The sequence below is a fragment of the Enterococcus raffinosus genome, assembly GCF_018917525.1.
GTDB classification, from domain to species: Bacteria; Bacillota; Bacilli; order Lactobacillales; family Enterococcaceae; genus Enterococcus_A; species Enterococcus_A raffinosus_A.
On record NZ_JAHLOS010000002.1, the window covers coordinates 65,907 to 77,764 of the forward strand.

At 41.3% G+C, this 11,858-nt stretch carries 8 protein-coding genes; 2 read left to right on the forward strand and 6 right to left on the reverse strand.

Features of this window, described 5'->3' with window-relative positions:
• Positions 1 to 43: 43 nt before the first annotated feature.
• On the forward strand, positions 44 to 1,063 hold the full coding sequence (locus tag KQI58_RS01995) for a DUF4947 domain-containing protein (RefSeq protein WP_216406033.1): 1,020 nt from the start codon (positions 44 to 46) through the stop codon (positions 1,061 to 1,063).
• Positions 1,053 to 1,631, forward strand: coding sequence for a hypothetical protein (locus KQI58_RS02000; RefSeq protein ID WP_216406035.1), 579 nt, complete (start codon positions 1,053 to 1,055; stop codon positions 1,629 to 1,631). The genes KQI58_RS01995 and KQI58_RS02000 overlap by 11 nt, the downstream gene beginning before the upstream one ends.
• Positions 1,632 to 1,691: 60 nt before the next feature.
• Here KQI58_RS02000 and KQI58_RS02005 read toward each other — a convergent pair whose 3' ends face one another.
• From KQI58_RS02005 to KQI58_RS02030, 6 genes are all read right to left on the reverse strand, one after another.
• On the reverse strand, positions 1,692 to 3,536 hold the full coding sequence (locus tag KQI58_RS02005) for an ABC transporter ATP-binding protein (protein ID WP_216406037.1): 1,845 nt from the start codon (positions 3,534 to 3,536) through the stop codon (positions 1,692 to 1,694).
• 15 nt (positions 3,537 to 3,551) lie between these two features.
• Positions 3,552 to 5,933, reverse strand: a complete 2,382-nt coding sequence (locus KQI58_RS02010) for an ABC transporter ATP-binding protein (protein ID WP_216406039.1) — start codon at positions 5,931 to 5,933, stop codon at positions 3,552 to 3,554.
• Entirely contained in the window at positions 5,933 to 6,379 is a 447-nt protein-coding gene (locus tag KQI58_RS02015) for a MarR family winged helix-turn-helix transcriptional regulator (protein ID WP_216406041.1), read from the reverse strand. The genes KQI58_RS02010 and KQI58_RS02015 overlap by 1 nt, the downstream gene beginning before the upstream one ends.
• A gap of 207 nt (positions 6,380 to 6,586) precedes the next feature.
• Entirely contained in the window at positions 6,587 to 8,410 is a 1,824-nt protein-coding gene (locus KQI58_RS02020; protein ID WP_216406043.1) for an APC family permease, read from the reverse strand.
• A 240-nt stretch (positions 8,411 to 8,650) separates the two neighbouring features.
• Positions 8,651 to 11,377: a YhgE/Pip family protein gene (locus KQI58_RS02025; protein WP_216406369.1), complete on the reverse strand. Its 2,727-nt coding sequence runs from the start codon at positions 11,375 to 11,377 to the stop codon at positions 8,651 to 8,653.
• A gap of 163 nt (positions 11,378 to 11,540) precedes the next feature.
• Positions 11,541 to 11,858, reverse strand: a complete 318-nt coding sequence (locus KQI58_RS02030; protein WP_216406044.1) for a hypothetical protein — start codon at positions 11,856 to 11,858, stop codon at positions 11,541 to 11,543.

The following is an 11,858-nucleotide window of genomic DNA, read 5'->3' on the forward strand; positions in this document are numbered from 1 at the left end:
ATCTGTCTAAGGACTTCGGATAAAAATGAGGGGAGTGGTGAAAATGAAGGGCTTGGTCTGTAACTATTGCGGTGGAAATCAGTTCGAAAAAACAGAAGCTGGCTATGAATGCAGCTATTGTCACGCGGTCTATGAGCTTGATGCACCACCTCTAGAAAAAAGACAACCGCAGAAAAAGCCGGCGTTCATTATAAGTATCACACTGTTTCTTATTGTAGGTATTCTTTTTATTAGCAGTATTCTTATCCCCTTTTCACTGAAGACAACTCCTTCAAAGAGCGGACCCAAATTGACTACATTTAAACCTGTCACCAGCGCTAAAAGCTCGACAGATTCGACAACCTATTCGCCTAGCCAATTGAAGAATCCTGAGCGAAACGTGAGAATCGCTGAGCTTTCATTGAACCAAGCGGAGATTGATTTAGCGCTCGTGTCAGCGGAAGAATACGGCGGCGACAAGACGGAAGAATTTAAAGAACGAGTATCAGCCGCACAAAAGCAACATGATACTCTTGAAAAAAATCGTCTAAGAACACCTCCAAAAGAAGACATGATTATCGAGAATCCTAATAGCGAGTTCGCTGTAACAACTTATTATCGAGAAGCTGGATTTCTAGCCGCTTACGGACCAGATTTCGATCAATACTCCAGCTCAGATATTTTACGGATTTGGGGGCAGCCAGATGAGATTGTTACAGATTCCGAGCAAATTCAAAAAAAGCTTGCTCTTAAGTTTGATGAACAAAATAATCCCATCAATTATGAAGCAAAGATGCTTAGAAAGCAGTGGCAGCAAGGAGAATTGACTTGGCGAGAGGTTCGTGCCTTCATCGCCATAAACACGGATAATACTTTTGGTGGATTCACCAAACTATTTGTTTACGAAAAACAGGGAAAACCCAATGTTTATTTTAAAGATGATCAGGTAGGATATGTCACCCCAATCGTGCGTTACATTTACTTTAATCGTCTACCAGAACAATATTCTCGCGCTGGATTAGGTAAATATCCGGATGACTTCCCTGAAAATTACGGATCGGATGGACTCTATCATGAAAAGTAAAGAATGTATGAATTGCGGTAGCACACATTTCCATAAAGTCGATCAAGGTTGGAAATGTGATTATTGTGGAACGATTTATTTGAAACCGCAAAAAAAGGATTTATCACAAAAAGTGCAGCAACAAACTACGTTCCCGAAGAAATCTCCTAGAAATAGGGTTCTAGCACTAAGTTTCGTTATTTTACTCATCATCGGTTCTATCCTTTTTATGATTTCTAATACCGTTTCCTATGAACCGATCGACACACAACCAGCAACCTCCAAACCAAAGGGTGCGTTTCCTGGAGAGTGGACATCAGAAATCTACGATAGTATAAAGGTCGCGACAGAGCATTACGATGCTGACAACGAAAAATACTCCTTTAAGGGCGGTGCCAGCTATGAAGAACTAGAAAAACTAGTTGGTCCGCCAGACAGAGTAACCAGCTGGGAAAAAGAAAAATATGGTATGCCTCCAAGATCGACAGCCACTTGGGATCAAACGAAAGACGGCGAATACGCCAATGGCTCTGTCACAATCACTTATGATAAACAAACAAAGATGATCACAGACAAAAGTCGATACTAGTAGACGATTTTCTAATAAAAAAGACCAATCATCCATTTATTCGGATGATTGGTCTTTGCTTTATTCTGATAATTCTTCAAATTGCGAGTTGTACAATGCAGCATAAAGTCCGTTTTGAGCCAAGAGTTCTTCATGACTTCCTTGTTCTTTGATATCTCCGCCTTGCATATAAAGAATCTTATCTGCATCCTTGATCGTTGATAGACGATGGGCGATAACAAACGACGTCCGGCCCTTCATTAGGTTGTTCATCGCTTCTTGAATCAATCCTTCTGTCCGCGTATCAACGGAGGAAGTCGCTTCGTCTAAGATCAAGATCGGTTTGTCTGCTAAGATCGCCCGCGCGATCGTCAGCAATTGCTTTTGACCTTGTGAAATATTCGAAGATTCTTCATTCAGCTCCATGTCATAGCCGCCAGGCAATGTTTTGATAAAGTGATCCACGTGAGCAGCTTTGGCTGCTGCGTAAACTTCCTCATCTGTAGCATCTAAGCGACCATACCGCAAGTTGTCCATGATTGATCCTTTGAACAACCACGTATCCTGCAAGACCATTCCGATATTCTTGCGCAGATCTGCCCGATTGAAGTCTTTGATATTGTGACCATCAATCTTGATTGCACCAGAGTTGACATCATAGAAACGCATCAACAATTTAACCATCGTCGTTTTACCAGCACCCGTCGGTCCAACAATTGCAACTGTCTGACCAGATTCAACATGCGAAGTAAAGTCTTGAATAACGATCTTATCCGGTGTATAGCCAAATCGAACGTGATCGAAATCAACCATCCCTTTTGCCTTATCAATTTGGACAGGATTTTCAGCCATTTGATCTTCTTCGTCTTCTGCTAAGAATTCAAAAACTCGTTCTGCCGCTGCCGCCATTGATTGTAGCATATTTGACACTTGGGCTAATTGCGCGATTGGTTGCGTCAAGTTACGTACGTATTGGATAAACGCTTGAATATCTCCGACAGTGATCGTACCGTTATAAGCCATCACACCGCCGGCAATTGCCACACCAACATATCCTAAGTTGCCGACAAAGTTCATGATCGGCTGCATCAAACCAGAAAGAAATTGTGATTTCCATGCTGATTTGAAGAGCACATCATTTTGTTCTTTAAATTCGTTTAATGAGTTTTCCTCTTCGTTGAACAAACGAACGATGGTGTACCCACCGATTGTTTCCTCAACTTTACCATTGATCACACCAAGATATTCTTGTTGCGTCTTGAAATATTTTTGCGAATTTTTCACGACAACCATAATCAACAGCAGTGAGATCGGCACGATCAGGATCGCGATACCGGTCATCTTCACTGAGATCGAAAGCATCATCACGATAACTCCGATAATGGTAAAGGTCGAAGTAATCAATTGCGTTAAACTTTGGTTCAAGGATTGCCCTAACGTGTCCACGTCATTCGTGATCCGTGATAAAACCTCACCGGTCGTGCGACTTTCAAAGTAATTCATTGGCATGCGATCGATTTTTTCAGATATCTCTTTCCGCATCCGATAAGTAATTTTTTGAGAAATCGTCGACATGATCCAACCTTGAACGATCCCAAATAGTGCAGCTACTACGTACAGACCTAACATGAAGAGTAGGATACCACCGATTTTGTCGAAGTTGATATCACCAGTTCCCTGATACTTCTTGATCAAGCCATTAAATAATTCAGTGATCGCCTTTGATAGGATCTTTGGTCCCCAAATATTGAAGATCGTTGAAGCTGCCGCAAAGATCATTACTAAGAAAACGGCGACTTTATAAGCGCCAAGATACGAAACCAATTTTTTGATCGTACCTTTGAAATCTTTCGCTTTTTCAACTGGCGCACTCATTCCCCGGCCAGGTCCGCCACCACGAGGGCGATTTTGTTTTTGTTCTGCCATTCTTTTCGCTCCTCCTTAATCCGCTTCTTCTATGCCTAATTCAGCATTGCTTAATTGTGACTGAGCAATTTCTTGATAGACAGCTGATGATTCCATCAATTCTTCATGACGACCTTGCGCTACCACACGACCTTCATCCAATACAATGATGTTATCTGCATGCAGGATCGTTGATATTTTTTGGGCCACGATGATTTGTGTCACATCCTTGACATTTTCAGCTAATGCTTTGCGCAACGCAACATCTGTTTTATTATCAAGGGCTGAGAAGGAGTCATCGAAGATCAAAATTTTCGGATTCTTCGCTAATGCTCGAGCAATGGATAACCGTTGTTTTTGTCCACCAGAAACATTGGTTCCTCCTTGAGAAATCGCCCGCTCAAAGCCTTTTTCATTTGAATTAATGAATTCATCTGCTTGAGCAATCTCTGCTGCCTTTTTCATTTGTTCATCTGAAATGTTTGCATCGCCAAATTTGATATTCGAAGCAATATCACCAGAGAACAGCACGCCTTTTTGCGGTACAAAGCCCATGATCTCATGCAGTTTATGCATGCTCATCTCACGTATGTCGATGCCGTCAATCGTGATACGTCCACCCGTCACATCAAACAAGCGCGGAATCAAATTAACGATCGTTGATTTTCCTGAACCTGTCGAACCGATCAAAGCGGTCGTCTCACCCGGTTTGGCAGTGAAATTAATATGATGCAAAACATCCGCGTCAGCATCGCCATAACGGAATTCGACACCCTCAAATTTCACTTCGCCTTTGAAGTCATGATCGTCTTTTGGATGTTCTGGATCTTTGATCGTTGGCTCTGTATTCAACACTTCATCCACACGACCAGCAGCGACATTGGCACGAGGTAAAATAATCGATACCATTGACAACATCATGAAGGCCATAACGATTTGCATGGTATACGTGATGAACGCCATCATATCTCCGACTTGTAATTGACCATTATCCATATTGTGTCCGCCGACCCATACGATCAAGACGGAGATACCATTCATCAACAGCATCATGATAGGCATCATCAATGACATTGCACGGTTAACGAACATTTGCGTCTTCATCAAATTCGTATTGGCAACATCAAAGCGCTCTTCTTCATATTTTTCACGAGAGAACGCGCGAATAACTGGCAACCCAGTAATAATTTCACGGGAAACCAAGTTTACCCGGTCAACTAAGTTTTGCAGAGCCTTAAATTTAGGCATCGTTGTAAGTAGTAGAGTCAAGACTAATACTAAAACGGCGGCTACTGCTACGCCGACGATCCAGCCCATGCCTGTTCCGGTCTTATAAACTCTGTAGACACCACCGATACCAAGGATCGGCGCATATAAAACGATTCGCATAATCATGACGATACCCATTTGAATTTGTTGAATATCGTTGGTATTTCGAGTAATCAACGAAGCAGGTGAGAATTTTTCCATTTCGTTGTTCGAAAATTCCAATGTTCGTTCGTATTGTCCAACTCGCAGGTTTTTACCAACAGTCGCAGCAACTAAGGAAGCAATTAATCCAACAATGATTGCCGCAACAGCGGATACCAAAGTCAAACCAAGCATTTTCGCGCCTGTCTTAATCATATAGTCCGTTTGGATTTTCCCTGTATTTACATCTAATGCTTTGTATTCCGCTAAAGTCAATTGAATTCCCACTGTTTTCAATGAGTCTTCACCGACATCGCCTAAGCTTTCTTTGGTTGCTTTACGTGCTGCTTCGACTTTCGCCGGCATTGCATCGTTCTTAGCTTTGATGGAGTCACCAAGTTTTTGAGCTTCTGCACCTTTCGCTTGGGCTTCAGCAGCTAATTTCTGAGCCTCCGCACCTTTAGCAGCCGCCGCTGCACCGTCGGTAGCTGCGGCAGCTTCTTTGCCAGCAGCTTGAGCTTGTTCACCAAGGGTTTTCGCCTCTTGTCCCAAAGCCTGTGCTTGAGCAGCATCCTTTGAGATAGCTGTATAGTCATTGATAACTTCTTTAGCTTCTTTGGCGTTACTTGAATCCTTTGAACGAGTGGAAGCAATCATCATCATCGGCAAATTAAAGATATCTGCTAACTTATCTTTTGTCATACCGTCTTGCAGATCTAATTTGTAAATATCAACTTTTTTACCATCAATGGTTTGAGTTGCTTCTTTATAATTATCCTTGATTGTTTGCTTCTCTTTATCGGTCATGAAAATCTCGATTCCCTGAAGCGTTGATTTTCTAATTTTGTCTGGCGTTGACTGTTCAAGTCCTCCTTGTTGAATACCGATATCAACGATATCTGAAGTTAAACTTGGCAAGCTCAGATCACTCGATGCCTGCACGATTAAAAGTAAGAATACGGCAATGATTGCATACCAGTATTTACCAAGATATTTAAAAATCTTCACTATTGATCACTTTCCCCTTCCATGGTTAATTTTTGAGAGTAGTCGACAAATTTGGCAGTCAACTCAAGATACTTTTTAGTATCTGCTTCTCCCATAAGCTCAAATACTCGAATAATTTTATTCCGCATCTCCAGCTTTTCAGCTTGGGCTACTTTTCTTCCGCTTTCTGTTAAACTGACGTTGATTCGGCGTCGATCATCAGGGTCCATTGTGCGACTGATCAGTCCGCGTTTTTCCAGATTTCCTAGCACAGCAGCGATCCGAGCAGTGGATAGATTTAAGGTATCAGCCAAATATTTCGGGTTGGTCGGCTCACCTATTCGATCCAGCAATTTAATGACGATATTGGCACCCTTGCTGCTCTTCTCAATCCTGCTAAATGCACCATGACGATTCTGAAACATCAGTTGCATCAGTTCACGTTCTGCCTCTTCTGCGTATGTCATCAGACTCCTCCTTCTTCCAAAAAATAACTTCCGTTTCATTAATACCTAATAGTGTTAGTAATTAATGCTGTTTGATATTACCTCTAATAGGAATTAAAAGCAACCCTTTTTGCTCAAAAAAAAGATGAATACGTTTTATCCTTTCTATTTTTTGAACTTTTTTTAGAAATAGAAAAGAGTGTACCAGATAACGGCACACTCTTAAAATTATTTCTTCAAATGATAGTTGTACGTACTGATAATGATATCGTCACGATAGGATAATCTAAAGCGCAAACGCAAAGCCGTTTGGTTATGCAACGAACGCTTCCATGTTCTGTTTGGAACAAACTCTGGAATCAAGACAGTCGTCGTATAATTATGTTCCTTCGCGTTTTTACTTACTCGGTCCACGTAACGGCTTACTGGATTTACAATCGAGCGATACGGCGAACGAACGACTGAGAAACGAACATCCGGGAACTTCTCACGAAACTCATGGCGAATCTCGCGCTCTTTCTCTTCGTTTTCCTCCAATGAAACGTGCATCGCAATCACGTATTCGCCAATCGAGCGCGCATAGTTAATCGCGCCGATATTTACTTGCGTCACATTTCCAACGAGTACGATAACAGTATTGCCCGCGTATTCGTGTAGCTCCACATCATCAACCAGACGCAATTGTTCCGCCACGTTTTTATAATGCTCATGCACTTTATAAAAGGCATAGATCAGAATTGGCATAATGATGAAGAAGGGCCAAATATCCGGCAACCGATAAACGAATAAAATCAAGACGATCGCAAAGGAAATCAAAGCCCCAATGATATTGGCAATCGATTTTCTAAACCAATGTTGGCCTTCTTTGCGCCATTTCAGAACCATCCCAGTTTGCGACAAGGTAAATGGAATGAACACTCCGACTGAATACAAAGGAATTAAACGTTCTGTTGAACCCTGAAAAATCAACAGCAGCACAATCGAACCTAAAGCTAATGTAATAATCCCATTAGAGTACCCAAGACGATCCCCACGGTCTTGATAACGATGGGGCAGGAATTTATCCTTCGCCAAATTATAGGCTAAGACAGGAAAGGCTGAGAAGCCTGTGTTGGCTGCTACAGCTAAAATCAAGGCTGTCACGAATTGCAGTAGGTAATACATGATCCCTTTACCAAAAACAGCTTCACCCACTTGTGATAAGACTGTTACTTCAGCAGTAGGAACAATGCCAAACCAATAGTTCAAAAAGGTAATTCCAGTAAAGAAGAAGCCTAGAATCAAGCCCATCATAGCTAATGTTCCTGCTGCATTTTTGGCACGCGGTTTTTTAAAGAATGGTACCGCATTGCTAATCGCTTCTACCCCGGTTAATGAAGAGGAGCCTGAAGAGAAAGCTCGCAGCAATAGCGCAATCGAGATTCCCGGAACAACCGCTCCAACTTGAGCCGTAGAATGAAGCGGTGCTGCTCCAGAAACGATTTTTACTAATCCCACAATGATCAAAATCGTTATCACCGCGATAAAGCTGTAAACGGGTACCATCAGTAACCCCGCACTCTCACGTAACCCACGCAAGTTCATCAGCATCAATAATAAAACAATAATGACAGAAATCAGGACGCGATGATGATACAAAGCAGGAATCGCAGAGGCGATAGCTTCAGCACCCGCTGAAACAGATACAGCAACAGTCAGCATATAATCCACCAGAAGCGAGCCTCCAGCGATTAAGCCGGCATTCTTCCCCAAATTCTCACTACTAACGACATAAGCGCCACCTCCATGAGGATAGGCATGAATAATTTGACGATAAGATAAAATCAATGAAGCCAATAAAATTAATACGACAAATGCAATCGGCAATGAATACCAAATCGCTGCTGCTGACAAGGTTACCAAAACGACGACGATCTGTTCTGTCCCATACGCAACAGAAGATAACGCATCTGATGAAAGCATCGCTAAAGCAGCGAAACGTGATAAATTTTGATCATCATTTTCAGACGACTTCAACGGTCGACCAACCAGCAAGCGTTTAAGATAATCCACTAGACTCACTCCTTGTTCCAAATAATGTACTTATTTTCTTTGCAGAAAAGTATGTTTGTTTTTACACTGTAAATTATTATTTCTATCAATAAAAATTCTTCTAAAAAAAAGCAAACAAGCGAAATATTACTCGTCATTAATCTAAAAGTCAATGCTTTTTTCAATGACTTTTCATACATTTAGTAAAACACGAAAACAGGCAAAACAACAGCAATACGCTGTTGTCTTACCTGTCGATTTTTAGTGGAATATTTTACTTTCATGAGCCACTTTTGTCAACTTCGTCAAATGAGGCTGCAAGAGTGGATATGCCCACGTTCCTAATATACCGAATACCACAAACAGAACAATCATGATTATGATATCGCCTGACGCATTCGGCCAATAGATTCCGCCAGCACTCTCACGCAACAAATTAACAGCATGGGTGAATGGCAGCCATGGATTGACCGCTTGGAAGAACTTCCCAGATACTTGGATCGGATAGTTCCCGCCCCCGCCGGAAATGGAGAGTACGAGAATAATAATCGCAATTCCTTTCCCGACTGTTCCAAAGAGCGCAACCAACACGTACACGATCATCATGAAGGCTAGAGCAACTAAAACAGCAAAGAGTACACTGTAAACTGGATTCTTCACATACACACCTAATAAGAACATATTTCCTAATGTAACAATCAAGGCTTGACCGACACTTACGACTAAATAAGTCAACATCCGAGCACCAAATTGTTCACGTTTCGTGTATTTGCCGCGATCTTTTTTGTCTAAGAAAAACTCAGTGGTAGTAACACTAGAGAATAGTACCGCACCGACCCACAAACACAAAGCCGTATAGAATGGTGTGCTAGCTGAACCGTTATTAGCGATTGGGTACATTGTATTCGTCTGTAAATCTACCGGAGTCGTGAAGAAGTCACTTTCCTTTTGCGCATCCAACTTCAATAGCTTCAAGACCTGACCGAAGTCAATCGTCTGATCGCCTTGTTGGATGGCATTCGCTGCTTTTTGAATCCCTGCTCGCAAGGATGGATAATCATTTTTGATCAGATCCGTTGCAAGATTTAAAGCCTGTTCAACCTCTGGCATTTTATCATTTGCCAGCTTCAAACTGCTGGTCAAATCTTTTTTCACACCAGGCCAATCATTTTGCATAAAGTTTGCTGCTAAACCTAATTTTTGTTCGACTACAGGCAGTTCATTGTTGTAGAGATCTGCACCAGTATTTATCCCATTGACGATATCATTCATATGACCGTTCAATAGAACGTTCGCATCATGAACTTCTTGGCCGATCGCCGGCATTTGTTTTTGATATTTTTCTAAGAAGGTGATCGCATTGCTGACGGTGCCTTCCGTCGAATTCAATAATGACGCAAAATCAATTTGCTGCGCTTGATTCAACACACCTTGCGCTGTAGTAATTGTATTGATTAGCTTATCAAGGATTGTGCTGACTGTTTGACTAATTTGTTGTGGGTCAATGCTTCCGATAGTAGAAGAAACACTATTGGCTGCATCTTGAACATCTGTTAGAAATTTTTCAACATCTTCTGCACTACCATTTTTTACTAAATCATCCAAAGTGGTTAAACGTTCATTTAAGATGTTTAAAGCGTTACTTGCATCAGATAGTGATTGTAAAATAGCCGATAGCTTTTGGCTAGCGTTAGCATCTCCATTTTTATCTGCCAGATCTTTCATATTTTGTATTAATTGGGATACTGATTCTATTCCTGCTTGTTGGTCTTTATTTCCTTGAATGAAGTTATTAATTACGTTACTTAAGGTAGCTCTTTCTTCAGGAGTTAATTTGTTATCTGCCACGGCAGTCTTAATCGAACTCGCTAAAGAATCAGTCGTCTCCGCCACCTGTCCAATCGCCTGCAACGTCACTTGCACACTGCTGGAAATACTTGGTACAGCTGATTTCAATTGTTCCGCACCATTTTTGGTCGTTGTGGCAAAGTCATCTGCCTGATTCCCTAACTTTTGAATATCTGGCAAGATCGTTTGAACTTGATGAATAATATTTAAACCTTGTTTTGCTTCGTTAATCCCATCATTCATGGTTTTTTCGATTTCAGCGAAGTCATTATCAACTTGTGCCAACTGATTTCCAGCTTGTTGGATTTCCGGGATTTTCTGTTGTAGCGTCAAGATGACACTGGCTTGTCGTTTGATTTCCGGCATTTTTTGATTCAAGGTGATCAATTTCTGGCCTAGCTCATCGACTTGCGGTACATAGGTTTCGATTTCGTTTGCCTTCGCTAATTTTTCTTTCAGCTCCGGCAATTTTCCTTGCACTTCGACAACTTCTTGCGTGTACTTGTCGATCTCGCCTAAATTGTCGTTGGTCGTCAAAATCAAATTTTTGACCTTGTTAATACTAACAAGATTCGCATCAATATCATAGCCGATCTCGTTAAAAACCTTCAGTAAGGTTGAACTAGCCGTCTTAATGAATTCTTGACTGATCTCTGTTTGTATTGAACCGGCACCTTTATCAGTGATTTTCGGTGCGATCGCATTGATTTTCTGGTTCAAATAATATTCGATTTTCGGTTTTTGAATATCACCAGAAGTGAAACTCAATAAATCCTTTGAAAATTCTTTTGGCAAGTAGATTCCTGCATAATACTTTCCTGATTTAACACCGTCGACAACTTGTTTCTTCGAGTCAACGAAACGCCAGCCGAGCTGTTTATTCTCATGCAGGTTCTTGATAACCTCGTCCCCGATTTCGACGTCCTTGTCTTGGAATTTTGCTCCGGTATCGGCACTGTAGACCGCAATCGGCAATTCCCCTGTGTTAGAATAAGGATCCCACAAAGCTTTGATATTAAACCAAGCGTAAAGGGATGGAATGATGACTAATGCAGCCATCAGAAAAATGGCGATCGGGTTTTTGAAAACGCGACGCCAATCTAATATGAACAGACTCCATGTGTGTTTAAGAGATTGAATAACTTTCATTGATTTCACCTACTATTTTTTCTCGCTGAACTAATGTAGCATGGAATTTCGGCTAATTTCAATTCTAGTGAGTCTCTGAAATCACCTTTTTTGACATTCCTTACAATTTGTCATAATTGTATCCCTTTTCACCTATGAAAAGCTAAAGAAATGCTTAAAGACTAAGTTTCTTTATCTTGATAAAGCGATTTAAAAGCTGGTCTGTCAGCTCCTCAACCATGTTGGAATCTTCTTTTTCTGATAGGTTCAAAATTGGAGTCGTTTCTACATCTCTCAGCCGAATTGGTCGAACCTGATTTCCTTCTTGTAGCAACGTAATCTCGGGATGCGGATTTTTATCACCACAAGGTCCAGCCACCAAATACGCCAATTGATAGCCGTCTTCAATTTCTCTTAAACGGTAATACCCATCTGCCAAATCCTCTGTTCCTTCAAAATTCGCTTTTACTAATAACCACTTCTGCTGATCCAT